The organism is Micromonospora sp. WMMD737 (assembly GCF_049179055.1).
GTDB classification, from domain to species: domain Bacteria; phylum Actinomycetota; class Actinomycetes; order Mycobacteriales; family Micromonosporaceae; genus Micromonospora; species Micromonospora reichwaldensis.
On sequence record NZ_JBMHMH010000001.1, the window covers coordinates 2,472,575 to 2,495,475 of the forward strand.

23 protein-coding genes are annotated in these 22,901 nt (G+C 73.8%); 5 read left to right on the forward strand and 18 right to left on the reverse strand.

What is annotated here, in order from left to right:
* Positions 1 to 6 precede the first annotated feature (6 nt).
* The 3 genes from ACN27A_RS09745 to ACN27A_RS09755 all read right to left on the reverse strand — a co-directional run bounded on the left by ACN27A_RS09745 (position 7) and on the right by ACN27A_RS09755 (position 1,976).
* Positions 7 to 699 (reverse strand): cellulose binding domain-containing protein, encoded by a 693-nt coding sequence (locus ACN27A_RS09745; RefSeq protein WP_421451681.1) that lies wholly within the window; start codon positions 697 to 699, stop codon positions 7 to 9.
* A gap of 133 nt (positions 700 to 832) precedes the next feature.
* A complete protein-coding gene (locus tag ACN27A_RS09750) occupies positions 833 to 1,222 on the reverse strand; it encodes a hypothetical protein (protein WP_327029026.1) in 390 nt (129 codons plus the stop codon).
* Positions 1,223 to 1,259: 37 nt separating this feature from the next.
* Positions 1,260 to 1,976: a hypothetical protein gene (locus ACN27A_RS09755; RefSeq protein ID WP_421451684.1), complete on the reverse strand. Its 717-nt coding sequence runs from the start codon at positions 1,974 to 1,976 to the stop codon at positions 1,260 to 1,262.
* Positions 1,977 to 1,995: 19 nt separating this feature from the next.
* Between ACN27A_RS09755 and ACN27A_RS09760 the strand changes: the two genes are divergently transcribed.
* On the forward strand, positions 1,996 to 2,178 hold the full coding sequence (locus tag ACN27A_RS09760; protein WP_091630004.1) for a hypothetical protein: 183 nt from the start codon (positions 1,996 to 1,998) through the stop codon (positions 2,176 to 2,178).
* 10 nt (positions 2,179 to 2,188) lie between these two features.
* Here the strand turns inward: ACN27A_RS09760 and ACN27A_RS09765 are convergent, their stop codons facing one another.
* Together ACN27A_RS09765 and ACN27A_RS09770 are read right to left on the reverse strand one after the other, a co-directional pair.
* The gene (locus ACN27A_RS09765) at positions 2,189 to 3,859 is read right to left on the reverse strand and encodes a right-handed parallel beta-helix repeat-containing protein (protein ID WP_421451687.1); all 1,671 of its coding nucleotides are present in this window, start codon (positions 3,857 to 3,859) and stop codon (positions 2,189 to 2,191) included.
* Positions 3,860 to 3,933: 74 nt separating this feature from the next.
* Complete coding sequence (locus ACN27A_RS09770) at positions 3,934 to 4,479, reverse strand: ArsC/Spx/MgsR family protein (protein WP_421451689.1); 546 nt, start codon at positions 4,477 to 4,479, stop codon at positions 3,934 to 3,936.
* Between the two features lie 609 nt (positions 4,480 to 5,088).
* Between ACN27A_RS09770 and ACN27A_RS09775 the strand changes: the two genes are divergently transcribed.
* Positions 5,089 to 5,739: a C39 family peptidase gene (locus ACN27A_RS09775; protein ID WP_421451692.1), complete on the forward strand. Its 651-nt coding sequence runs from the start codon at positions 5,089 to 5,091 to the stop codon at positions 5,737 to 5,739.
* A gap of 158 nt (positions 5,740 to 5,897) precedes the next feature.
* On the opposite strand, the gene ACN27A_RS09780 is transcribed toward ACN27A_RS09775, so the two are convergent.
* Positions 5,898 to 6,254: a VOC family protein gene (locus tag ACN27A_RS09780; protein ID WP_393168227.1), complete on the reverse strand. Its 357-nt coding sequence runs from the start codon at positions 6,252 to 6,254 to the stop codon at positions 5,898 to 5,900.
* Positions 6,255 to 6,413: 159 nt separating this feature from the next.
* On the opposite strand from ACN27A_RS09780, the gene ACN27A_RS09785 reads away from it, so the two are divergent.
* Positions 6,414 to 9,269 carry an aconitate hydratase gene (locus ACN27A_RS09785; RefSeq protein ID WP_421451695.1) on the forward strand — a complete coding sequence of 952 codons (2,856 nt, stop codon included), beginning with the start codon at positions 6,414 to 6,416 and terminating at the stop codon, positions 9,267 to 9,269.
* Positions 9,270 to 9,347: 78 nt separating this feature from the next.
* On the opposite strand, the gene ACN27A_RS09790 is transcribed toward ACN27A_RS09785, so the two are convergent.
* The 9 genes from ACN27A_RS09790 to ACN27A_RS09830 form a co-directional block, all read right to left on the reverse strand.
* Positions 9,348 to 9,482, reverse strand: a complete 135-nt coding sequence (locus tag ACN27A_RS09790) for a hypothetical protein (protein ID WP_421451697.1) — start codon at positions 9,480 to 9,482, stop codon at positions 9,348 to 9,350.
* A gap of 263 nt (positions 9,483 to 9,745) precedes the next feature.
* Entirely contained in the window at positions 9,746 to 10,357 is a 612-nt protein-coding gene (locus tag ACN27A_RS09795) for a GTP-binding protein (RefSeq protein WP_132240296.1), read from the reverse strand.
* Positions 10,338 to 10,724 (reverse strand): DUF742 domain-containing protein, encoded by a 387-nt coding sequence (locus ACN27A_RS09800; protein WP_132240297.1) that lies wholly within the window; start codon positions 10,722 to 10,724, stop codon positions 10,338 to 10,340. Before ACN27A_RS09800 ends, ACN27A_RS09795 begins: the two co-directional genes overlap by 20 nt.
* Positions 10,725 to 10,729: 5 nt before the next feature.
* A complete protein-coding gene (locus ACN27A_RS09805) occupies positions 10,730 to 11,152 on the reverse strand; it encodes a roadblock/LC7 domain-containing protein (protein ID WP_091629996.1) in 423 nt (140 codons plus the stop codon).
* Positions 11,153 to 11,243: 91 nt separating this feature from the next.
* Positions 11,244 to 13,829 carry a nitrate- and nitrite sensing domain-containing protein gene (locus tag ACN27A_RS09810; RefSeq protein WP_421451699.1) on the reverse strand — a complete coding sequence of 862 codons (2,586 nt, stop codon included), beginning with the start codon at positions 13,827 to 13,829 and terminating at the stop codon, positions 11,244 to 11,246.
* A 153-nt stretch (positions 13,830 to 13,982) separates the two neighbouring features.
* Complete coding sequence (locus ACN27A_RS09815; RefSeq protein WP_421451702.1) at positions 13,983 to 15,560, reverse strand: prenyltransferase; 1,578 nt, start codon at positions 15,558 to 15,560, stop codon at positions 13,983 to 13,985.
* Positions 15,557 to 16,432 carry a terpene synthase family protein gene (locus tag ACN27A_RS09820; protein ID WP_421458419.1) on the reverse strand — a complete coding sequence of 292 codons (876 nt, stop codon included), beginning with the start codon at positions 16,430 to 16,432 and terminating at the stop codon, positions 15,557 to 15,559. Before ACN27A_RS09820 ends, ACN27A_RS09815 begins: the two co-directional genes overlap by 4 nt.
* 53 nt (positions 16,433 to 16,485) lie before the next feature.
* Positions 16,486 to 17,811 carry a cytochrome P450 gene (locus ACN27A_RS09825; protein WP_421458420.1) on the reverse strand — a complete coding sequence of 442 codons (1,326 nt, stop codon included), beginning with the start codon at positions 17,809 to 17,811 and terminating at the stop codon, positions 16,486 to 16,488.
* Positions 17,812 to 18,054: 243 nt separating this feature from the next.
* Positions 18,055 to 18,969, reverse strand: a complete 915-nt coding sequence (locus ACN27A_RS09830; protein WP_421451705.1) for a GNAT family N-acetyltransferase — start codon at positions 18,967 to 18,969, stop codon at positions 18,055 to 18,057.
* Positions 18,970 to 19,051: 82 nt separating this feature from the next.
* Here ACN27A_RS09830 and ACN27A_RS09835 point away from each other — a divergent pair, with 82 nt between their 5' ends.
* Positions 19,052 to 19,300: a DUF2630 family protein gene (locus ACN27A_RS09835; RefSeq protein WP_132240301.1), complete on the forward strand. Its 249-nt coding sequence runs from the start codon at positions 19,052 to 19,054 to the stop codon at positions 19,298 to 19,300.
* Positions 19,301 to 19,345: 45 nt separating this feature from the next.
* Here ACN27A_RS09835 and ACN27A_RS09840 read toward each other — a convergent pair whose 3' ends face one another.
* The 3 genes from ACN27A_RS09840 to ACN27A_RS09850 form a co-directional block, all read right to left on the reverse strand.
* Entirely contained in the window at positions 19,346 to 20,281 is a 936-nt protein-coding gene (locus ACN27A_RS09840; RefSeq protein WP_421451708.1) for an RIO1 family regulatory kinase/ATPase, read from the reverse strand.
* A 265-nt stretch (positions 20,282 to 20,546) separates the two neighbouring features.
* Positions 20,547 to 21,191 (reverse strand): HAD family hydrolase, encoded by a 645-nt coding sequence (locus ACN27A_RS09845; RefSeq protein ID WP_421451710.1) that lies wholly within the window; start codon positions 21,189 to 21,191, stop codon positions 20,547 to 20,549.
* Between the two features lie 58 nt (positions 21,192 to 21,249).
* Positions 21,250 to 22,116: a carbon-nitrogen hydrolase family protein gene (locus tag ACN27A_RS09850; protein WP_421458421.1), complete on the reverse strand. Its 867-nt coding sequence runs from the start codon at positions 22,114 to 22,116 to the stop codon at positions 21,250 to 21,252.
* 109 nt (positions 22,117 to 22,225) lie between these two features.
* On the opposite strand from ACN27A_RS09850, the gene ACN27A_RS09855 reads away from it, so the two are divergent.
* Complete coding sequence (locus ACN27A_RS09855; RefSeq protein ID WP_132240304.1) at positions 22,226 to 22,798, forward strand: TetR/AcrR family transcriptional regulator; 573 nt, start codon at positions 22,226 to 22,228, stop codon at positions 22,796 to 22,798.
* Positions 22,799 to 22,901: the final 103 nt, after the last annotated feature.

Sequence of the window (22,901 nt, forward strand, 5' to 3'; positions counted from 1 at the left end):
TGTCGATCAGAGGCGGCAGGAGACGCCGTCGACCGTGCAGCTCGTCGGGCGGCTCTGCGTGCCCTGGACGTAGAAGCGCAGCGTGACCGACGCGCCCCCGGGGAGGTCGCCGCCGCTGCGGTAGGTGAAGCCGTCGTCGATCCGCTGCGCCGTCCCCTGTGGCGCGCCCTCGATCCACGCGCTGCCCAGCCGCGCTCCCGGGAAGGTCAGCCGCGTCGTCCACGCCCGGCCGGCCGACGAGGTGTTGCCGACCAGCACCTCACCGACGAACCCGTCCGCGTACGACTCGACCACCCGGTACCGGCCCGTCAGCGGGGACCCCGACGGCGATGGCGGCGCGACCAGCGCCGTCTCCTCGCTCCCGCTGGGGGTCGGCGACGGCGGGGCGCTGCTGCGGGCGGGCGTGGACCGGGTCGGGGTGGGCCGGCTGGTGGAGCGGTTGGACTGCGTGGCCGTCGCCCGCGGCGAGCGCGTGACCGTCGGGCTGGCCGCCGACGGCTCCGGGTCGGCCAGGCCGACGGTCGGCAGCGGCGGGGCGGGCTGCGCGTCGAACGCGGGGCCGCGCCCCCGGTAGGCGCCGAGCGCGATGGCCAGCAGGACCACCATCACCGCGACGCCGACGGACACCACGATCCACGGCGAGGACGCGATGGCGGTCGTGCCGTAGGACTTGCCCGATGTTCGGCGTGTGCCGGACATGCTTCTCCTCCCGCGGTCCTCCGGGGCAGCGTAGCGGTCCGTGGCGACATGGTGCGACCGTGTGCGCGCGGCGCGTAAGGCGCCGCATGGGCGGGGCCGCCGCCGTCGGAGGGTGCCGCGGTCCGGCCGGCGCTCAGGCGGTCCGCAGCACCGTGCAGATGAGCGGGCCGTCGTCGGTGGAGCGCAGCAGGTAGCGGTAGCGCTCGCCGGGGACTGCCCGGCCCTGGCTGTCCAGGAACTCCCACTCCACGGCGACCATGGTCAGCAGCGCCGACACCGGGAGCACGTCCTCGATGGTCGCGTGCGCCGCGACCAGCTCGCGCTCCTGGTAGTCGGGGGCCGCGCCCACGAAGGACAGTGCCACCGCCGCCGGCGAGGTGAACGAGAAGCTGTACGTGTCGGCCACCACCATCCCGGGCAGGGCGTAACAGCCGGCGATGGCGGGCACGTCGCCGGTGGTCAGCGCCACGCCGTACCGGTCGAAGAAGTCGGTCAGCGTGTCCAGATCGGTGGGGGCTCTCACAGGGAGAGCAATTGCCGGCCGGGCGGCGGGCCAAACCTCAGCGCGGCGGGATGCGCACCTCGATCTCCGCCCCGAGCCGGGCGCCGCCCGCGAGACCGAGGTCGTCGCCGCTCCAGAACCGGCCCGGGTCGTACCAGTTGGGACGCCGCCCGGCGGGCAGCAGTCCCATCGCCTCGTAGGTCACCGCGACCACCTCCGCGCAGTAGGCCGTCTCCAGTGCACGGTCGCGCACGGCGATCCCGGCGCGGTCGGGCGCGGTCGCCCCGGTGCGGTCGGACGTCGGCGCGACCTCGCGGTCTCCCGCCCGGCCCGGCAGCGCCGGCAGCCGCACCGCCGGGACCCGGCCCCGCAGCCAGCGCCAGGCGAGCTGGGCGGTGGACGGGAACGGGGTGCCGTCCAGGCGCGCGACGGTGCGCAGCACCGCCTTCTCCATCTCCGCGTCGGCCGGCGGGTCGAGCTGGCGCAGCCAGCCCCGCTGACCGTACCGGTTGGCCCAGACGCAGACCGCGTCCCGCAGGTCGTGCAGCTGCACGCCGCGCTGGTGGGTGCCCGTCCACATGTCGGGCAGCGATTTGCCCAGCTCGGCGTGCCACATCAGGGGCGGCATGTCGTCCAGCACGACCGCCATGCCGACGTGGTTGACCGGGCTGTTGGTGGTCAGCTGGATGGCCCGGTCCGGCATGCTGCGCCCCCGGAACACCCACACGTCGCCGGTACGGGTCAGGTCCACGGCCTCGTCCAGGCTGATGCTCATGGGGGTCTACCCTAGGCCGATGCGGCAACGGATGCGGTGGTGGAAGGTCCTCGGGCTGGCCGGACTGGCCGGCGTCGCGGCGTCGGGCGTGGTCATCGCCCGGGCGGAACGGCGGCGGCGGGCGTACACCCCGGAGGAGATCCGGGCCCGGCTGCGCGACCGGCACGCGGAGGCGACGGCCCCCGCCGACGACGCGCGCTGAGCCTCCGGCGTCAGTCCACCTCGTGGTGGTTGCGGTCCCAGCGCCCGCCGACCGGCGGGGTGTCGAGCCGCACCGCCCCGACGGCGTTGCCGGCGAGGTCGTTGTCCTCGATCCGGCAGGACACGCAGCTGCCGGCCGGGGTGATCCAGAGCCCGTAGCTCTGGGTCTGCTCGTCGCGGTGGTCCCAGATCCGGTTGCCGCGCACCGTGGCGGAGTCGAACGGCGCGTTGACGGTGATGCCGGCCCGGATCGGCGGGGCCGCCGGCAGTTCGTACGCCGCCCCGGACGGCGGCGTGTCCTCGTTCCAGCCGGTCGGGGAATCCGCCCGCACCTCGGCGAGGGCGAGGTCGGTGTCGGTGTTGGACACCACCACCGCCATGCGGGACCCGACCCGCACCACCTTGCCCCGGTGCCCGTCGTGCGGCCAGTGCGCCGCCAGGTCGGTGACGGAGCGGTGGTGGTAGCGCACGGACTCGCCCGCGCCGGTGGCGGCCGGGGCGCACCGGCGGCCGTTGTTGCGGATCCGGTTGTTCACCACCACCGCGTCGGTCATCGGCCGGTCGATCCGGATCGCGTCCAGGCCGTTGTCCGAGAAGTCGTTGCCGTCGACGACCACGCCCGCCGCCGCGCCCCGGTAGCCGTGCCCCAGGTCGTGCTCGTGGTAGCCGTACTCGCCGTTGGCGCTGATCCGGTTCCCGCGCACGGTGTACGGGCCGGGCGTGTTGCCCATGCTGATCCCGTCGCGGACGTTGCGGTCGATGACGCAGTCGCTGATGATGCCGCCCCGGCCGGACACACCGGCGGTGCCGTTGCCGGAGACGTCGAAGCCCGCCTCCAGGTTGCCGGTCAGCGTGCAGGCGGAGACGATCAGGCCGTCGGCGCCCCAGTCGGAGATGCCGAAGCGGTTCGCCTGACTGTGGCAGCCGATGATGCGGTAGCCGCGCGGCGGCGTCCAGTAGTCCTTCTGGAGTTCGAGGAAGATCCCGTTGGTGCCGTTGCCGACCGCGGTGCAGTTGGCGATCGTGAGGCGCTCCACGTCGCCCCAGCCGCCGATGCCGACGCCGATGCCCGCGCCGCCCATCTCCTCGCCGTTGTCCAGCCGGCCGCAACCGACCACGACCACCCCGTCGATCAGGCTGTCCTGGAGGAAGTCGCAGCCGAGCCCGGTGGCGCCCGTGTGGTGGATGTAGAGGTTGCGGAAGACGCCGCGCACCACGTACTGGAGGCCGAGCCCCTTGGCAAGGTAGCTGTACTCGACCATCGCCACGCCGGAGCCGTCGATCTCGAAGTCCGCGAAGGTGCAGTCGGCGATGTGCCGGTCCCGGCTCGCGCCGTGCTGCACGGTGGTCCAGAAGGCCAACGGCGTGGGGTCCGCCCGGTTCCCCTCGTTGCTGAGCAGGAACCGCGTCGCCCCCGGGCCCGCGCCGATCAGCGACACCCCGCTGCGCCAGACCGTCCCGGCGTCCCGGATCGAGTAGATCCCCGGCGGGCAGTGGATGACCCGGGCCCGCCCGTCGGCGGCGTACCCCTCGCCGAGGCGGTCGACCAGCGCCGACAGCGCCGGCTGGTCGTTCGTCACGCCGTCGCCGCGCAGCCCGAACTCCCGCGCGTCGCACCACAGGGGCGCGCCGGCGACGGGGGTGAGCCGCTTCGCGGCGGTGGACAGGCCCTGGTGCGGCATCCGACCCCTCCTCTGCGGCGTCCGGTCGTTCGCCCGCGAGCGGCGCATTCCCGCCGCACCCGTCCGGAAACGCGCTACCGGGCCGGGTCCGGCGGTTCCGCCGACACGGTAGCCGCCGGGCCGGGCGCCGCGCCGCTGCCCGGCGTCACGCCGCTGCCGGGCGCCGCGCCGCTGCCGGGCATCGCGGCGGTGCCGGGCATCGCGGCGGTGCCGGGCATCGCGGCGGTGCCGGGCATCGCGGCGGTGCCGGGCATCGCGGCGGTGCGGCGCAGCGCCTCCGCCAGCGCCTCGGCGGTACGGCCCACGAGCGCGCTCCCGTCGTCGAGCAGCAGCAGGGGCCGCTGGATCAGCTCGGGGGCGGCCACCATCGCCTCGATCCAGCGCGGCTCGGCCGCCTCGTCCCTGGGCCAGTCGGCCACGCCGAGCGCCACCGCGGTGGGCTCCTGGGTGCGGCAGACGTCCCAGGGGCGCGCGTCGAGCCGGCGCAGCACCTCGGCCAGCTCCGCTGCGCCCGGCGGCCGGTCCAGGTACGGGCGCAACTCGTAGCCGACCCCGGCCTCGTCGAGCGCGGTACGGGCGGCGGCGCACTTCGAGCAGGACGGGTTGTTCCACATCTCCATGCCGTCATCGTCGCAAGCGTCCCCTCCGACGTCACGTACGAGCCCGCCCCGCTCCCGCGACCGTCCACGCACTGCCGCCCACGCGCTCAGCCGACGTGATCAGGACGGACATCCAGTGCAGCGCTTCGACGCCGCCCCGCCCTCCCCGCCCGCTGTCCCGACCTCCCGCCCGCCCCCTCGCGCGGTCGATCATGCAGATGTGGTGGGGTTTATGCCCGGAATCGCGCCTTGTGCGGGGCGCCGCATCTGCATGATCGACGCGGAGTCCCGGGGGCGTGGACCACCCAAGGCCCCAATCCACCCCGAGCCGCTGTCCGGTTGATGGGGGTTTGTGGTGGCACCGGTCACGCGCCCGGTGGGCATGGGTCGGGGGGCCGGGTCGTTGTAACCACCGTGAGCGCGTAACCCCGGGCCCTCAGACCCCTGAGCCCTACGACATGGCCGGGGTCGCCGGTCGGAATGCCGGCCGGGCCCGTGTCGTTACATCCCCCGGACGCGCCCCACCCTCTCGTCGAGGGCGTACCTGGTTCGACCTTTCCCTCAGCCCGCGATACCACCGGTCCCCCCGTGGTGTGTGTCGCGTACCCCCGATCGAAAGGTGCTGCCACCATGCGTACCGACATCCTGCGTAAGACCGCCCTGACCGCTGCCGGGCTCGCCTTCACCGGCGGCGCCATCGCCGGCCCCGTCACCACCGCCCTCGCCGCCCCCGCCGAGGCCAAGCCCACCACCGCCGCCCAGGACCTTAAGGGCAGCGAGCGCGAACTCGGCGTGCGCTACGAAGCACAGCCCAACTTCTACTACTGCGGCCCCGCCGCCGCCCGCAACGCCCTGAGCGTGCAGGGCAAGAACATCGACGTCGACGGCATGGCCCAGCGCATGGGCACCACCGAAGCCGGCACCAACTCCATCAACGACATCACCCCCGTCCTGAACAAGGAGACCGGCAAGGACGCCTACCAGTCCGTCGAGATCCGTGAGCCGAAGGCCGACGACAAGCAGACCGAAAAGCTACGCGCCGACATCGTCACCGCCATCGACGAAGGCCACGCCATCGTCGCCAACATCGCCGGCACCGCCACCGACACCGACGGCACCACCCACTCCTTCGAAGGCGGGCACTACATCAGCGTCGTCGGCTACCGCGACAACGGCAACACCGTGACGATTGCTGATTCCGCCAACCCGAACCAGGCCTCCTACCGGATGAGCGTCGACAACCTCGCCGACTGGATCGCCACCCGCGGCTACACCGCCTGACCCTCACCAGCGACACGCACCACCCAGCGACACGCACCACCCGGCAATACGCACCACCCGGCGAAAGCCAACGACAAGGGCCGGCCCCACAAGGGGCCGGCCCTTTCGTTCGTCCTCACCCTCACCCAACGTCCGTAACCGGGCAGGCCGGGGCCGAGTCAGTCGATCGGGGCGAGGAACTCCAGCCGGTTGCCGTGCGCGTCCTGGGAGTGGAAGCGGCGCAGCCCGGGCAGCTCGTCGTCGCCCCAGCTCACCGGGTACCCGGCGGCGACCAACCGGGCGGCGAGCGCGTCCAGGTCCGGCCACAGCAGGCCGGGGTGGGCCTTGCGGGCGGGGCGGAAGTCGTCCTCCACGCCCAGGTGCAGTTCCGCGCCGTGCCCGGTGAACCAGCAGCCGCCACGGGCCGCGAGCGCGGGCGGTTTGGGCTTCTCGGCCATCCCGAGCACCCCGACGTAGAAGGCCCGCGACGCCTCCTCGGAGCCGCGTGGGCAGGCGAGCTGGACGTGATGGATCATGGTGGCACCTCCTCGTCCCGAACGATGGCACGAGGTTGCGAAGTTAGCAAGACGGACGTACGGTTTTGTTGACGACGAGATCGGCGGTAAGTGTCCCCTAACCACGGCGGCACCCCGACCGGTGCGACAGACTGCTCAGGACTACTCACGGTCGCTGGTGTGAAGGAGTACGACGTGGCGAGCCTCGACACCTTCGGTGCGAAGACCCAGCTACGCGTCGGAGACGCGAGCTACGAGATTTTCAAGATCAGCAAGGTGGAGGGCCACGAACGGCTCCCCTACAGCCTCAAGATCCTCCTGGAGAACCTGCTCCGGACCGAGGACGGCGCGAACATCACCGCCGACCACATCCGGCAGCTCGGCGCCTGGGAATCCGACGCCGACCCGAGCGTCGAGATCCAGTTCACCCCGGCGCGGGTGCTCATGCAGGACTTCACCGGCGTGCCCTGCGTGGTCGACCTGGCCACCATGCGCGAGGCGGTACGGGACCTGGGCGGCGACGCCACCAAGGTGAACCCGCTCGCCCCGGCCGAGCTGGTCATCGACCACTCCGTCATCGCCGACCTGTTCGGTCGCGAGGACGCCTTCCAGCGCAACGTCGAGCTGGAGTACGAGCGCAACAAGGAGCGCTACCAGTTCCTGCGCTGGGGCCAGACCGCGTTCAACGAGTTCAAGGTCGTCCCCCCGGGCACGGGCATCGTGCACCAGGTCAACATCGAGTACCTGGCCCGTACGATCATGGAGCGCAACGGCCAGGCGTACCCGGACACGGTGGTCGGCACCGACTCGCACACGACGATGGTCAACGGCCTGGGCGTGCTCGGCTGGGGCGTCGGCGGCATCGAGGCCGAGGCCGCGATGCTCGGCCAGCCCGTCAGCATGCTGATCCCGCGCGTGGTGGGCTTCAAGCTCTCCGGCGAGATGCCGGCCGGCACCACCGCCACCGACCTGGTGCTCACCATCACCGAAATGCTGCGCAAGCACGGCGTGGTGGGCAAGTTCGTCGAGTTCTACGGGCCGGGCGTGAGCGCCGTGCCGCTGGCCAACCGGGCCACCATCGGCAACATGTCCCCGGAGTACGGCTCCACCGTCGCGATCTTCCCGATCGACGCCGAGACCGTCCGCTACCTGGAGCTGACCGGCCGCGACGCCGCGCAGGTCGCGCTCGTCGAGGCGTACGCCAAGGAGCAGGGCCTCTGGCACGACCCGGACGCCGAGCCGGAGTACTCGGAGCGCCTGGAGCTGGACCTCGGCACGATCGAGCCGTCCCTGGCCGGCCCGAAGCGCCCGCAGGACCGGGTCCCGCTGGGCAACGCCAAGACGTTGTTCCGCTCGGCGCTGACCGACTACGTGGCCGCCGACGAGACTGGCGGCGACCGCGGCCGCAAGTCGGGCGTGCCGCAGCAGGAGAAGCCGTTCGGCGTGCAGGGCCACGCCGACGAGGCGAGCGCCGAGTCCTTCCCGGCCAGCGACTCCCCGGCCAACGGGGTCAGCGACCCGGCCGACGCGCCGCGCGACCTGGAGACGGCGGCGGTCGGCTCCGGCGGGCGGGCCAGCAACCCGATCCGGGTCACCGGCGCCGACGGTGTCGAGTACGAGTTGGACCACGGCGCCGTGGTGATCGCGGCCATCACCTCCTGCACCAACACCTCCAACCCGCAGGTCATGATCGGCGCGGCCCTGCTGGCCCGCAACGCGGTCGACAAGGGCCTGACCCGCAAGCCGTGGGTGAAGACCACCCTGGCCCCGGGTTCCAAGGTCGTCATGGACTACTACGAGCGGGCCGGCCTCACGCCCTACCTGGAGAAGCTCGGCTTCCACCTGGTCGGCTACGGCTGCACCACCTGCATCGGCAACTCCGGCCCGCTGCCGGAGGAGGTCTCGGCCGCGGTCAACGAGGCCGACCTGGCCGTCGTCTCCGTGCTCTCCGGCAACCGGAACTTCGAGGGCCGGATCAACCCGGACGTCAAGATGAACTACCTGGCGTCCCCGCCGCTGGTGGTCGCGTACGCGCTGGCCGGCACGATGGACATCGACCTGGCCAACGAGCCGATCGGCGAGGACGGCGAGGGCAACCCGGTGTTCCTTCGGGACATCTGGCCCAACAGCGCCGAGATCCAGGACGTCATCGCCTCGGCGATCGGCGCCACCGGCTTCAGCGCCGCGTACGAGGACGTCTTCGCCGGTGACGAGCGCTGGCAGTCGCTGCCCACCCCGACCGGCGACACGTTCGCCTGGGCGGACGAGTCCACCTACGTCCGCAAGCCCCCGTACTTCGAGGGCATGGAGCGGGAGCCGAAGGCGGTCGTCGACATCACCGACGCCCGGGTGCTGGCCAAGCTGGGCGACTCGGTGACCACCGACCACATCTCGCCGGCCGGTTCCATCAAGGCCGACTCGCCCGCCGGGACGTACCTCGCCGAGCACGGCGTGCCGCGGCACGAGTTCAACTCGTACGGATCGCGCCGGGGCAACCACGAGGTGATGATCCGGGGCACCTTCGCCAACATCCGGCTGCGCAATCAACTGGTCCCCGGCGTCGAGGGCGGCTTCACGGTCAACCACCTGACCGGCGAGCAGACCTCGATCTACGACGCCTCGGTGGCCTACCAGGAGGCGGGCATCCCGCTGGTCGTGCTGGCCGGCAAGGAGTACGGTTCCGGCTCGTCGCGCGACTGGGCGGCCAAGGGCACCATGCTGCTCGGCGTCAGGGCGGTCATCGCCGAGTCGTACGAGCGGATCCACCGCTCGAACCTGATCGGCATGGGCGTGCTGCCGCTGCAGTTCCCGGCCGGCGAGACCGCCGAGTCGCTCGGCCTCACCGGCACGGAGACCTTCTCCATCGCCGGGGTCACCGCGCTGAACGACGGCGAGACCCCGCGTACGGTCAAGGTCAGCACCGACACCGGCGTCGAGTTCGACGCGGTGGTCCGGATCGACACCCCGGGTGAGGCGGACTACTACCGGCACGGCGGCATCCTGCAGTACGTGCTGCGTCGCATGATCGCCAACTGACGTCTGAGGTGAAAGGAAGGGCCCCTTGTCAACGCTATGCGTTGACAAGGGGCCCTTCCTTTCACGCGTGCCGGCGAGTCAGCTGTGGGTGGGGCCGGCGCCGGCCGTCACGAGCGCCGGCACGTCCGCGGCAGGGTCCAGGGTGTACGGGTAGTACGTGCGCGGCTCGACCACGGTGCCGTTCGTCTCCGTCGCGCCCGAGCCGACGTACACGTTGTGACGGGTGCGCTGCCCCGTGCAGGCCCGGAGATCTTGGTACGGACGTGCCCCCGGAGGGGCCGTTTCTCGCCAAGATCCGGCCTGCGCATCGAGGGACGCGACGCAGCAGACACGGGGGGCGCAGCAGGCAGCGACGTCGGGCAGCCGCAACGACGCGAGCAGCAGGCAGCGACGCCGGGCGGCCGCAACGGCGGCTACCCGCGCGACGTGACTGCGGCACCCGTAGCGGCTGCCACACGGCGGTGGTGGCGACCCGGTCAGTCGGTGGCGGCTGCGCGGCGGCGGGCCTCGCGGGTCTTCATGGCGTGCTCCATCAGCGTGATGAGCACCTCCTTGCTGGACTCCCGCTGCCGCGCGTCGCAGAGCAGCACCGGCACGCCCGGGTCGAGGTTGAGCGCCGCCTGCACCTCGTCGAGCCGGTACTGCCGGCTTCCCTCGAAGCAGTTGACCGCCACCACGAACGGCGTGCCCCTGCCCTCGAAGTAGTCGATGGAGGGAAAGCAGTCGGCCAGCCGCCGGGTGTCGGCCAGCACCACCGCGCCGAGCGCGCCGAGCGCCAGCTCGTCCCAGACGAACCAGAACCGGTCCTGGCCGGGGGTGCCGAAGAGGTAGAGCACCAGGTCGTCGCTGATGGTGATGCGGCCGAAGTCCATCGCCACGGTGGTGGTCGTCTTGCTCTCCACCCCGGAGAGGTCGTCGATGCCGACGCCGGACTCGGTCAACACCTCCTCGGTACGCAGCGGGCGTGTCTCGCTGACCGCACCGACCATGGTGGTCTTGCCCACGCCGAAGCCACCCGCGACGAGGATCTTGATCGCGGTGGGCAGTGGCGTCGCTCCCGCCGGCCGCTCAGAGTGCCCGTAGTCCATTGATTACCGCCTCGAAAACGCTGTTGTCGGGAAGGCCGGCTGTGGTGTGCGGTTCGCGTACCTGTACCAGGCTGCGGGCCGCGAGGTCACCGAGCAGGACCCGGATGGTGCCCACCGGCAGGTCCAGGTGGGCGGCGATCTCGGCGACGGACTGGATCCGCTGGCAGAGCCCCACTATCGCCAGGTGCTCCGGGCCCAGCCCGACCTCCGGGATCACGTCCGCACGGGTCGCCGTCACCAGGGAGATCAGGTCGAACGTGCCGGTGACCGGCCGGGCCCGGCCGCGCGTCATCGCGTACGGGCGCACGACCGGGCCGGCATGGTCGTCGACCCACTGGTGCTCCGAGGACTCCCCCTGCACCGTCATCGCGGCTACTTCTCGCCGGTCTGCTGCTCGCCGGTCCGCGAGGGCGACGCCACGTACTTGCCGACGCGGGTGACCAGCATCGCCATCTCGTAGGCGATCAGGCCGACGTCGGCGTCCTCGCTGGCGAGTACGGCCAGGCAGGCGTTGCGCCCGGCCGCCGTGACGAACAGGAACGACGACTGCATCTCGATGATGGTCTGCTGCACCTGCCCGCCGCCGAAGCGCTTGCCCGCGCCCCGGGCCAGGCTCTGGATGCCGGCCGCCATGGCCGCCAGGTGCTCGGCGTCGTCCCGGCCCAGCCCTCGCGAGGCGGCCATCAACAGGCCGTCCGTCGAGAGCGCGACCGCGTGGTCGGCCTGCTTCACCCGGCCGACCAGATCATCCAGCAACCACGTCAGGTCGGCACTCGAAGCCGTCTTCTGCGCCACTCGTCGTCCTCTTCTCCCCCGGCTGTTGTCGCCGTGCTCGTCTCGGCTGACCGCTGCGGCGCGGGGATCCCCCGCACCGCGACGGCGCCGGTCAGGTCGCTTGCAGGTCGTCGCCGGCGTCGGGTTCCTCGCCGGCCTCGGTTCGGCTGTCGCCCGCTCCACCGAGCAGCCGGGCGGCGTCGGTACGGCCCCGCCGGGTGCCGGTCTGGTAGGAGCTCATCATCCGGCGTACCTGCTCCGGCGGGCGCGCCATGTCCTCGTCCCCGTCGTCGTCCCCGCCGGCGGCCGGATCGTCGCGGAGTTCCGGCACGATGCTGGCCTGCCGGACCCGGACCGGCAGGCCCGAGTCGGTACGCGCCGTCACCTGCCGGGCCGTCGGCGCCGGACCGCCCGTCGTCGTGGAGCCGGGGTCCGCCTCCGCTGCGGGGGTCCCCGTCGTGTCGGGCGCCTGCGCGGGCCCGGCGGCCACCGGCAGGCCGGTCGGGAAGGTCGGGCCGTCCAGGGCGTCCTGCTCGGAGCCGCCACGGGGGCGCACGGGAAGCCGCGCGTCGAGGGCCGGGCCCGTCGTCGGCAGGCTCCGGCCGCGCGACCGGGTCGGCAGGGCGCCATCGTCGGCGTCGCCCGTGGCGGGGGCCTCGACGTCCGGCGCCGGACGGGGGCGGGGCGCGATCGGCTCGGCCAGCGCCACCGGCGTGGTGGCGAGCGGCGGTTCGGCGGCGGGCGGCGCCTGGCCGGACACGCCGGCCACCGGGACGCCGACGGGCAGTCCGGCCGGGAAGCCGCCGGAGGTGCTCGGGTCCTCGTCGTCGGCGGTGACCAGCTCGGCCGGGATCAGCACGACGGCGGTGGTGCCGCCGTACGCGGACTCCTTGAGCTGCACCCGCACGCCGTGCCGCTCGGTCAGCCGGCTGACCACGTAGAGCCCGAGGCGGGAGGCGTTGGCCAGGTTCAGCTCGGACTGGTCGACGATCCGGTGGTTCGCGGCGGCCAGGTCCTCCTCGCTCATGCCCAGGCCGCGGTCCTCGATCTCGATGGCGAAGCCGTTGGCCACCTGCTGCCCGCGCACCTCGACCGAGGTGTGCGGCGGGGAGAACGACAGCCCGTTCTCGATCAGCTCGGCGAGCAGGTGGATGACGTCGCCGACCGCGCGGCCGGTGAGCGAGACCGCGCCGAGGGGCAGCACGTTGACCCGGGTGTAGTCCTCGACCTCGGCGACCGCGCCCCGGACGACGTCGACCATCGGCACGTTGCGCCGCCAGGCGCGGCCCGGGGTGGAGCCGGAGAGCACGATGAGGTTCTCCGCGTTGCGCCGCATCCGGGTGGCGAGGTGGTCGACCCGGAACAGGTCCTCCAACTCCTCGGCGTCGTGCTCGCGGCGCTCCATCGCGTCGAGCAGGGTGAGCTGGCGGTGCACCAGTGCCTGGGTGCGCCGGGCCAGGCTGAGAAAGACCTCGCGCACGTTGCGGCGCAGGTCGGCCTGCTCGACGGCGGTGCGGATGGCGGTCTCCTGCACGGCGTTGAACGCCTTGCCCACCTGGCCGATCTCGTCGTCGCCGAACTCGAGCGGAGGCGCCTCCTTGGCGATGTCGACCTCCTCGCCGTGGCCGAGCCGCTCGACGACGCTGGGCAGCCGCTCGTTGGCCAGCCGGATGGCGGCCTCGCGCAGCCGCTCCAACTGCTGCACCAGGGCCCGCGCGGTGGTGATCGACACGACGATCGAGGCGACGACGGCGAGCAGGCCCAGACCGGCGGCCAGCACCAGCCGCAGGACGACGCCGACGGCGATCGGCGCGGCCCGCTCGACGAGCGCGTCACCGGCCTCGATGATGAAGCGCTGCTGCTCGCCGACCACCACGTCGGCCGCCGCGCGCCACTCCGCGGCCGACACGGGTGGCGCGCCGCCCGGCCGTCCCTGCACGACGCGGTCCTCCAGGGACCGGAACGCGGTGTACGCCTCGCCGCCGACAAGTGCCTCGTAACGGGCCCGGTCGCCGCTCGACAGGTCGGTACGGACCTGGCTGTCCAGGTAGCGCTGGGCGCCGGTGGCGCGGGCGAAGGCGGCGGTCTCCTCGGGCGTCATCCGGCCGGCGGCCAGGGCGCCGGTGACGAGGGCGTCCTCCTGCGACATGAGTTCGCGGATCCGGACGAGCTGGATCAGCGCCGCGGTCTCCCGCGTGAACTGCTCGTCGTCCAGATTGCCCAGCGACCCGTACATCCGCAGCACCGAGTCGATGAGATCGGTGTACTCGCGGGTGGCGGCGGCGCGGTCCACCTGGCGGTCGCGGATGGACTCGCGTACGGCGGCGAGCCGGTCCAGCCCGCTGACGACCGTGTCGATCTGCCGCTGGCTCTCGTCGGCCGCCAGGTCCACCCGCCAGCTGCTGACGGACTTGCGGAAGTCGTCGGCGACGCCCTCGGTCCGCCGCCACTGCGCGTCGAGCTGCTCCCGCTCGGCCGCGCCCGAACCGCCCAGGTACGCCGCGGACGCCCGGCGTTCCGCCTGCAACTCCAGCACCAGCGGCTCGCCCGGCTGGGCGACCTGGGCGTCGAGCACCTGCACCCAGAGGAGACTGACGCCCTCCCGGAGGGTCACCCACGCGGCGAACGCCCACAGCGCAACGAGTGAGGCCAGCAGAGCCACGACTTTCCGGCGCAGATTGGAGCTGCGGGAACCCATTGAAACCATCCCTGGCGGGGAGTCTGATTCATCCGATCGGCGGTTTCCGCATGGCGCTTCGACCGACCCGGCGCACGGTAGCAGTGTCCCGACGATCACTCAAGCAGTGCTGATCATGACCGGTGCGTCATCGCGGGCACCGGGTCGCGGGGCTCACCGTCCTGCGTGGCCGCTCAGTCGCGCCAGGTGCCGCGCCGCGAGCACGGCGGCCCGCACGATGAGCACCGGGTGGTAGAGATCCTTGTCATGCCACAGTGGAACGCCGTCACCGTCCTCGTCGCGGTGGTCGTCGAGGTAGGCGAGCGCGCGGCGCACGGCGGTGGCGAGGCCCGGCCGGGGCGGTCGTCCCGTGCCGAGCAGCACCTGGAGGGCGTACGCGGTCTCCTCCGGCGTGCCCGTCCACAGCCCCCAGGAGCCGTCGTCGCGCTGGGTGTCGCGCACCCAGTCGGCCGCCCGGTCGAGCCGGCCGCCGGTGGTGTCGGGCGCGTACTCGGCGAGGCTCGCCACGACGCTGGCCGTCGCGTAGTACGGCGAGGCGTGCCAGCGGTCCGTCCAGCTGCCGTCTGCGAGCTGACCGTCCAGCAGCCAGCCGGCCACCCGCCGCGCCACGTCGGCGTAGGGGCGGCCCGGACGGTGCCGGGCATGCCAGCCGAGCGCCTCCAGGACGTGGGCGTTCGTGGTGACCGACGCGCCGTCCTCGCCCTGCCAGGTGCAGAAGTGCGTGCCCGTGTCGTACGCCAGGAGGCTGTCGGGCGCGACCGGGCGGCCGAGCCGGGCCAGCGCGAAGAGGGTGACGGCGGTGGTGTCGGCGTCCGTCGGGAGGCCGGGCGAGGTGGCCGCGCCGGTCGGTCCGAGGGCGGCGGCCAGGCTGCCGGTCAGCTCGGCGGGGACGTCCGCCGCCGCGCCGACCCGGGCCAGCCCGCTGAGCACCCAGGCCCGCTCGAACACGGCGATGGGTGTCGTGCACGGCACGGGCCCGCCGCCCCGTGCCACGGCCCCGGTCAGGTACTCCAGCGCGCTCCGGTCCGCGCCGGGACGGGCGTGATCACCCAGCCAGGCCGCGGTGGCGGCGGGCGAGGCCCCGACGGCGCCGGACACGGGCCGGGCCGGCAGGCCCACCCGCGCCCGCTCGTCGAGCACCTCGAAGGCGTGCCACAGCTTCTCCGGCACGGGCCCGCCCGCGGCGAGGAGCCGCCCGACCGCCTCGGCCCGGTGCCGGGTCATGCCGTGCGGCATCGGCAGCGCGGGCACCGGCCGCCCGGGCTTCCCCGCGCCGTCGAGGAGCGCGTCGATGCGGTCGATCAGGGCGGGCACGATGAGGTCGACGCCCGGCATGTCCGGCACGGGCTCGGCGGCGACCAGCAGCCGGTCCCGCAGCACCGCGACGCCCCGGTCCACGGCCGTCGAGAGCCGGTGCGCCTGCCCTGGTCGGGCGCGCCCCGGGGTGCGCAGTGCGCTCAGCACCGCCTCCACCGCGCTCAGGGTCGGCACGAGGCCGTACGCGCCCGGCGCCCCCCACCCGCCGTCGGCGCGCTGGCTGGCCAGCAGGTGACGCAGCCGCTCGGCGTGCCCCGGCAGCCAGGGGGCGTCGCTGACCAGCCGACCGGTCTCGTAGACCGAGGGCGAGACCGTGCCGTCGGGGGCGGCCAGCATCGCCGCCACCAGGTCCCGACCGGCGACGGCGAGCGCGGCGCCCCCCACGTCCCGGACGGCGACCGGGGCCGCCGTCACGACATGCCCCAGAAGTCGGCAAGCTGGTAGAAGCCGCTGCTGAAGCCGACCTGCCGGGCCAGGTAGTCCGCCTCGCGCGGGCAGGTCTCCCGCAGTGGCTCGAGCATCCGGTGGCAGGTGTCCACCAGCGCGGCGAGCCGCTGCTCCACCTCGGCGCGGTCCTCCACCAGCAGCAGCGCGTTCAGGTCGCCCCAGCGCAGGTCCCGCTCGTAGGTGCCGAGGTCGTTGACGAGGCGCAGGGCACGTTGCACCTGGTCGCTGACCGCGACCAGCTCGTCCAGCCGGGCGAGGGTGGTCTCGTCGCCGGTGTAGAGCCAGTGCGCGACGTTGACGATCGTGCAGGCGTGGTTGTCGGCGTTGTCCAGGTACGCGTCGAGGCTCGGCAGGGACGCCCGGTCCCCGGGCCGCCGCGCTGCCTTCCACTCCCACTCGCGGGCCATCGCCCGTACCGTCGCGGCCACCCGGTCCCGCCACAGCGGACGGTGCGCCGCGAAGGCGTCGGACGTCGCCAGCTCGTCCTGGAGCGCGGCCAGGTAGCCGCCGAGGTGGTCGTCGGCGGCGGGCGGCTCGCCGGCGGCCACCGCGAGGCAGCGCGTGACGAGGCCGTCGACCTCGTCGCGGGAGCGCGCCCGGTGGTCGATCAGCCAGTCGAGGGCGAAGCCCCACAGCACGGTCCGGTTCGTGGCGCGCAGTTGCTGCGCCGTGCACCACGGGGCGCCGAAGGCGATGGCCAGCGAGATGTTGGCGAACAGCATGGTGTCGAACGGGTCGGCGGGAAACAGCTCGGGGTGCGCCGCGGCCGACGCCTGGAGGTCGCGTTGGCCGCGTACCGCCAGGCCACAGATCCGGCCCTGTTCCCGCGCGTCCCGCATCTCGTCGCGCCCGCCCGGCGTCGCATCGCGCGACCGGTCGGGCCTCACCGCGGTCACGCCGGCCTCCGCTCGTGGACCGGGGTCAGCGCCATGACCACCGGCCGGCCCGGACGCAGGGTCGCGGCCAGCTGCTTGGGCGGCATCCCGGCGTCGCGCAGCCGGAAGCGGTACCGGCTGAGGATCGTGGCGACCACCAGCGGAGCCTCCAGGTTGAACAGGTACATGCCGAGGCACTGGTGCGGCCCGCCGCCGAACGGGAAGTACGCGTACCGGTGCTCCCGCCGCGGCTGGTCGCCCCGGAACCGGTCGGGATCGAAGGTGTCCGGGCGGTCCCAGTACCGGGCCAGCCGTTGGGTGACGTAGGAGCTGACGGCGACGATGCTGCCGGCTCTGATCCTGGTGCCGCCGATGACGTCGTCCGCCACCGCCGTGCGGGGCACCAGCCACCCGGCGGGGTACATGCGCAGCAGCTCGTCGACCACCGACCGGGTGTAGGTGAGGGCGAGCAGTTGCTCCCGGCTGATCACCCGGTCCGCGCCCACCACCTCGTCCAGCTCGGCGTAGAGCCGGCCGGCCACCTCGGGGTTGGCGTCCAGGATCGGCCACAGCCAGGTCAGTACGGCGTACGTCGTCTCCGTCGCGGTGGCGAACATGGACACCACGTCGTCGCGGACGCGTCGCTCCCCGAGCGGGCGGCCGTCGTCGTCGCGGGCGTTCGCCAGGGCGGCGAGCAGGTCGTCGCCGTCACGCGGGTGGGCCCGCTCGGCCCGTACCAGGGGCAGCATGATGTCGTCGACGACGCCGATGGCGCGGCGCAGGGCGCGGTCGCCCGGCACCGGTACGGCGTCGGGCACGAAGGGCAGGAGCAGGCGGGCCCGCAGCGCCGTCACGATGGTGTCCTGGGCGGCCACGATCCGCAGCTGGTCGGCGAGGCTCACCCGGTCGGCGAAGAAGACGCTGCTGATCGCCCGGCAGATGACCCGGCCCAGCTCGGCGCCGGCGTCCAGCCACCGGCCGGTGCGGGCCGGCTCGTCGAACTCGTCGACGGCCTCGCTGACGGCCTGGCTCATGGAGTCCACCAGGGAGTCGATGCGCTTGGCGGTGAAGTGCGGCTGCATCCGCCCGCGGCTGGCCTGCCACTCCGGTCCGTCGGACATGATGCCGTCGCCGGTGAGCCGTCGTACCGGCCGCCACAGCATGCTCCGGCCGCCACGGGTGTAGTTGGCCGCGTTGTCCCGCAGCACGTGCTGCACGTGGGCGGGTTCGGTGACCAGGTAGGGGCGGATCGTCCCGAGGTTGAGCCGCAGGACCTCGCCCGGAGCGGCGTCCGCCATCGCGACGAGCTGACCCAGCGGGTCACGCAGCAGGCCCGGCAGCATCCTCCACAGTGGCGCGGACCGCGCCGGGCGACCTCGCGGGTCGTCGGCACCCCGTTCGGCAATGGCATCCCGCACCCGTGGCTCCTCCCGTCGGTCACGCTCCGTTGTGACGGACCGTCATGCGAACGGCTGCCTTGCGTCACGATTCGGGAAGCATGCCATCACCCGTCGAGACTCCGCTAGCCGTCGAATGAGAATTTTGCTCATGGGAATGCTCGTCCATGAAGGATTTCGTGTCGGGCGTCACTTCGGAAGGGTGCGCAGGTGGCGCCACTCGGCGGCCACCGGCCGGTACCCGAACCACGCGTTGACCGCCCGCATCGCGTCGTTGCCGGCGTCGTTGATCGTGGACGCCCACCGGAAGCCCGCCGACCGGGCCGCCCGCAGCGACGCGTGTTTGACCGACCGGGCGAGGCCCCGGCCCCGCCACCCGCTGCGGGTGCCCGTCATGCCCGACAGGTAGCGGTCCCGGCCGTCGGTCAGCGCGAGGCTGAACGCCACCACCACTCCGTCGGCCGTCGCCACCGTGCTCAGCGCCCGGTCCAGGTCCGGCCGGTCCCAGTACGCGGCCCGCCAGTCGGAGAAGCCGGTCCCGTCCCTCCCGACATCGCCCGGCTCGTCCGCTGCGGCGGCCAGGTCCGCCTCGTACAGCGGACGTGGGTCGACCAGGTCCGCGGCCGTACCCAGCCGCACCCCGGCCGGCGGGTCGGGCGCCGCCGGCAGCGCCGCCGCCAGGTCCAGGCCCAGGATCACGCTGCGCCGGCCGGCCCGGTAGCCGCGCCGCTCGGCGAAGGCGAGCGGCGCCGGCTCGTCGGCGACCCGCGCGTACGCCCGGCGCACCCCCAGCCCGGCGAGCCGCTCCTCGGCGGCGGCGAGCAGCGCCGACCCGACGCCCCGCCCCCGCCCCTCCGTGCGCACGACCAGGTTGACGAAGCCGAGCCCCGGCTCGGCGCTCTCGTACAGCAGCCCCGTCCGGGCGACGCCGGCGATCCCGTCGCCCGCCTCGGCGACGAGCATCCCGAAGCGCTCGGCCGGCTTGCCGGTCGCCTGCCAGGCGAGCAGTTCCGGCGTGACCACCAGGTGGGGCCGGGCGGCGCGGAGCAGGTCGGCGACCGGCGTCAGGTCGGCGGGGCCGGCGGCCCGGACGGTGGGAACCATGGCTGGGCAACCTACCGCAGCGGCGGGGGCGGGCGGCGGTGGAACCCGGGCGCGCCCGCGCGGCCTGTGCCAGGCTCAGGGCATGGACGACAAGACGATCCTGAACCGGATCTCGGAACTGGTCGACGAGGAGCACCGGTTGCGCGCCGACGCGCAGGCCGGCGAGTCGGGCACGGACGACGACGCCCGCACCCGACTGCGCGAGCTGGAGGAGTCCCTCGACCAGTGCTGGGACCTGCTGCGTCGGCGACGGGCCGCCCGGGAGACCCACGGCGACCCGGACGCCCAGGGGACGCGCCCCAAGCCGGCGGTCGAGCGCTACCTCCAGTGACCCGGGTCCCGGGTGGCCGGTGCCTGGCCACCCGGGACGTCGCGGTCAGCGGATCCCCGCCTCCCGCAGCAGCAGCGCGCTCAGCGCGGCCGGGTCGGCGTCCGCCGCGGGCAGGCCCCGGGCCGCGAACCAGGTGGCGACCACCCGCACGTCGCGGGCCAGGAACTCCGGCCCCTGCGGGTTGGCCACCACGTCGACCACCTGCGGCAGGTCGATGAGCACCAGCCGCCCCGCGTGCACCAGCAGGTTGTACGGCGACAGGTCGCCGTGCGCGAGGCCGGCGCGGGCGAGCACCACGAGGGCGTCGACGAGCTGCCCCCACAGCTCGCGCAGCTCCCCCGCCTCCGGCCGCAGCTGGGCCAGCCGGGGCGCGGCCAGCCCCTCCTCCTGGTCGCCGAGGAACTCCAGCATCAGCTCCGTGCCGCGCAGCTGCACCGGGTAGGGCACGGTGATCGTGCCGTAACGGGCGCCGACCTCCCAGAGCCGGGCCAGCGCGGCGAACTCGGCCGCCGCCCACTGCCCGGCGATCATCTGCCGGCCGAAGGCGGTACGGCCGGCCATCGCCCGGTTCTCCCTGGACCGGCGGACCCGGCGGCCCTCCAGGTAACCGGCGTCGCGGTGGAAGAGGCGGTGCTGGGGGTCCCGGTAGCGCTTGGCCGCCAGCAGGCAGGACCGGTCGGTGCCGGGCACCGCCCGGCGGACCAGGTGGACGTCCGCCTCCTTGCCGGTCTTGAGCATCCCGAGTTCGGTGTCCTTGGCGGCCAGTTCGGTGACCAGCCACTCGGGGTGGGGCTGCGGGCCGTGCACGGCGTCGTCCCAGGACGACCAGCGCTCCCCCGTGTCGGGGTCGGGCTCGGCGTCGGGGTCGGCGAGGGCGGGCTCGGCAGCCCGGCCGCGCTTCAGGAAGAGCTGTTCGTCGTCGTCGAAGCGGCGCTTGCCGCGGGTACGGCGCTCGCGCGCCGGAAGGTCGTGATCGCGCACTGCGGTGGTGATCCCTTACTCGAGGCTGATGGGGGCAGGTGGTAGTGACCTGCGAAGACGGCCATGACCGACCCCCTCTCCTCGACCGGGCGCAGACCCGGTTGCACGATGCGCCGACCATGCTCGCGGTCCGACGCCGCCCCGGTCAACCGAATTACGCCAGCCCCGCCCCGGCGCCCCGCTCAACCCCGGCGCCCCGCTCAGGCCCGGCGGATGGCGTGGCCAGCCGCCGCGCTGGCTCACCGGGCGGCGGGTGGCGCCCCCGTCAGGCGGCGAGCACCGTCGCGACGGCGGCGATCACGCCGTCCGCCGTGCGGGTGGGGGCGAACCGGTCGTCGACCCAGCTCCGCCCCCGGTGCAGCCAGACGCTGGGCAGGCCCACGGCGGCGGCGCCCCCGATGTCCGCCTCCGGGCCGTCGCCGATCACCCAGGCGCCGCGCAGGGGCAGCCGTACCCGCCGGGCGGCCAGCGCGAAGATCCTCGGGTTGGGCTTGCTGACGCCGACCTCCTCGGAGATGACCCAGTCGGCGACGAAGCGGTCCAGCCCGGTACGCCGGATCATGGCCTCCTGCTGGCGTACCCCGCCGTTGCTGACCACCACGGGCGTCCAGCCGGCCTCGTCGGCGATCCGCAGCGCGCAGGCGACCAGCGGATCGAGCCGGATGTTGGCCACCACGCCGTCGTGCAGCTCCTCGACCAGGTCGATGGACGGGATCCGCAGCCCGTAGCGGTCACGCACGGCGTCGGCCACGTCCCACCGGTCGGTCAGCCCGTCGGCGTCGATGGACAGCAGCCAGTCGATGTCGGCCGGCGGCGCGCCGACACCGGCCAGGAAACGCTCCCCCCAGGCGCGGAACGGACCGGCCCGGTCGAGCAGCGTGTTGTCCAGGCTCAGCAGGAGCAGCGGCACTCGGGCACCTTACGGGAGCACGCCCGCCCGGCGACAGTGCCGGCTCCCCTCGCGCCCGTCAGGCCGGCAGCGCCGTTCGGCTGCCGCCCTGGTGGGGCAGGCGGTCGAGCAGCATGCAGTGGGCCGCCCGGGTCGCCGCGAGGGCCTCCGGGGCGAGCGCGACTACCAGCACGGCCTCGCCGGTGTCCGCGCCCCGGGCCAGCGGCCGGCCCTCCGGGTCGTAGACCGCCGCGCCGCCGTTGAACCGCCACGGGTCGGCGCCGCCGACGAGGTTGGCGAACACCACGTACATCGTGTTGTCCAGCGCGCGGGCGGCGTAGTAGAGGTCGCGGCGGTGCTCGGAGCCGGCCAGGTAGCCGCTCGGGCAGAGGTAGCCGTGCGCACCGTCGGCCGCCGCGGCCCGGCCGTGCTCGGGGAAGCAGCCGTCGTAGCAGATGCCGAGCCCGAGCCGCCAGTCGTCGACGAGCAGGGTGGCACCCCGGTCACCGGCGACGAACAGCTCCCGCTCGCCACTCCACAGCTGCTGCTTGTCGTACCCGACGCGGACCTCGCCGGAGCGGTCGACCAGCAGGGCGGAGATCGTCCGCCGGCCGTCGGGGTGCCGGACGGCCGCGCCGACGACCACCGCGCCGCCGCCGTCGCGGGCCGCCTCGCGCAGCGGGTCCAGCCGTGGGTCGTCGACCGCCGCCCCCGCGTCGGCCGCGACGTCGGTGCCGGCCGGGTCGGCGGCGAGCGTCGGCAGATGGTACGCGGGCAGGAAGAGCTCGGGCAGCACGGTCACCCGGGCGCCTCGCTCCGTGGCCTGGCGGACCAGCCGGGCGGCGCTCGCCGCGTTGCCGGCCACGTCGCCGGGGACGGGCTCGGCCTGCACGGCCGCGACGGTCAGCGGTGCGGCGGGGACCGCGACGGCGGTGGGAAGTGGCATCACGGGCCGATCCTAGACCGGCGCGCCGACCTCGGATGATCATGCGCGCGAACAAACCAAGCCGTACGTACGGTTTGCATGGTGAGGGGCGAGCTGTCACGATCGACCCGTGCCCAGAGTAAGTCAGGACCAGCTCGACGCGCGCCGGCAGGAGATCCTCGCCGCCGCGCGGGCCTGTTTCGCCCGGCACGGCTACGAGGGCGCCACCGTCCGCAGGCTGGAGGAGGCCACCCGGCTGTCTCGGGGCGCGATCTTTCACCACTTCCGCGACAAGGACTCGCTCTTCCTGGCGGTGGCCGAGGACGACGCCGCGGCCATGGTGGAGACGGTGGCCCGCAACGGCCTGGTCCAGGTCATGCGGGACCTCCTGGCCGGCGCGGTCTCCCCCGACACCACCGGCTGGCTGGGCAGCCAACTGGAGGTGTCCCGGCGGCTCCGGACCGACCCGGCGTTCGCCAGGCGGTGGGCGGAACGGTCGGCGGCGATCGCCGAGGCGACCCGCGACCGGCTGGCCCGGCAGCGGGAGGCGGGCGTGCTCCGTGAGGACGTGCCGATCGACGTGCTGGCCCAGTTCCTCGAACTCGCCTACGACGGCCTGGTGCTGCACCTGGCGATGGGCCGGCCCGCCGGCGACCTCGGCCCGGTGCTCGACCTGGTCGAGGAGGCCGTCCGCCGCCGCTGACCGGCCGCCCCCGCGCCACCGCGTATCGGTCCGGTAACTCGGTCCACGCGGTGGATCCGCCCTGGCGGGCCTGCTCCACAATTGGGTCGCGATCCCCCTCGCC

What these genes read in the sequence shown, in the direction of transcription:
- ACN27A_RS09745 (WP_421451681.1), bottom strand. Translation starts at nt 699, where the DNA reads ATGTCCGGCACACGCCGAACATCGGGCAAGTCCTACGGCACGACCGCC.
- ACN27A_RS09755 (WP_421451684.1), bottom strand. Translation starts at nt 1,976, where the DNA reads ATGAGCATCAGCCTGGACGAGGCCGTGGACCTGACCCGTACCGGCGAC.
- ACN27A_RS09760 (WP_091630004.1), top strand. Translation starts at nt 1,996, where the DNA reads ATGCGGCAACGGATGCGGTGGTGGAAGGTCCTCGGGCTGGCCGGACTG.
- ACN27A_RS09765 (WP_421451687.1), bottom strand. Translation starts at nt 3,859, where the DNA reads ATGCCGCACCAGGGCCTGTCCACCGCCGCGAAGCGGCTCACCCCCGTC.
- ACN27A_RS09770 (WP_421451689.1), bottom strand. Translation starts at nt 4,479, where the DNA reads ATGGAGATGTGGAACAACCCGTCCTGCTCGAAGTGCGCCGCCGCCCGT.
- ACN27A_RS09775 (WP_421451692.1), top strand. Translation starts at nt 5,089, where the DNA reads ATGCGTACCGACATCCTGCGTAAGACCGCCCTGACCGCTGCCGGGCTC.
- ACN27A_RS09780 (WP_393168227.1), bottom strand. Translation starts at nt 6,254, where the DNA reads ATGATCCATCACGTCCAGCTCGCCTGCCCACGCGGCTCCGAGGAGGCG.
- ACN27A_RS09795 (WP_132240296.1), bottom strand. Translation starts at nt 10,357, where the DNA reads ATGGACTACGGGCACTCTGAGCGGCCGGCGGGAGCGACGCCACTGCCC.
- ACN27A_RS09800 (WP_132240297.1), bottom strand. Translation starts at nt 10,724, where the DNA reads ATGACGGTGCAGGGGGAGTCCTCGGAGCACCAGTGGGTCGACGACCAT.
- ACN27A_RS09810 (WP_421451699.1), bottom strand. Translation starts at nt 13,829, where the DNA reads ATGGGTTCCCGCAGCTCCAATCTGCGCCGGAAAGTCGTGGCTCTGCTG.
- ACN27A_RS09820 (WP_421458419.1), bottom strand. Translation starts at nt 16,432, where the DNA reads ATGCGGGACGCGCGGGAACAGGGCCGGATCTGTGGCCTGGCGGTACGC.
- ACN27A_RS09825 (WP_421458420.1), bottom strand. Translation starts at nt 17,811, where the DNA reads ATGCTGCCGGGCCTGCTGCGTGACCCGCTGGGTCAGCTCGTCGCGATG.
- ACN27A_RS09830 (WP_421451705.1), bottom strand. Translation starts at nt 18,969, where the DNA reads ATGGTTCCCACCGTCCGGGCCGCCGGCCCCGCCGACCTGACGCCGGTC.
- ACN27A_RS09835 (WP_132240301.1), top strand. Translation starts at nt 19,052, where the DNA reads ATGGACGACAAGACGATCCTGAACCGGATCTCGGAACTGGTCGACGAG.
- ACN27A_RS09850 (WP_421458421.1), bottom strand. Translation starts at nt 22,116, where the DNA reads ATGCCACTTCCCACCGCCGTCGCGGTCCCCGCCGCACCGCTGACCGTC.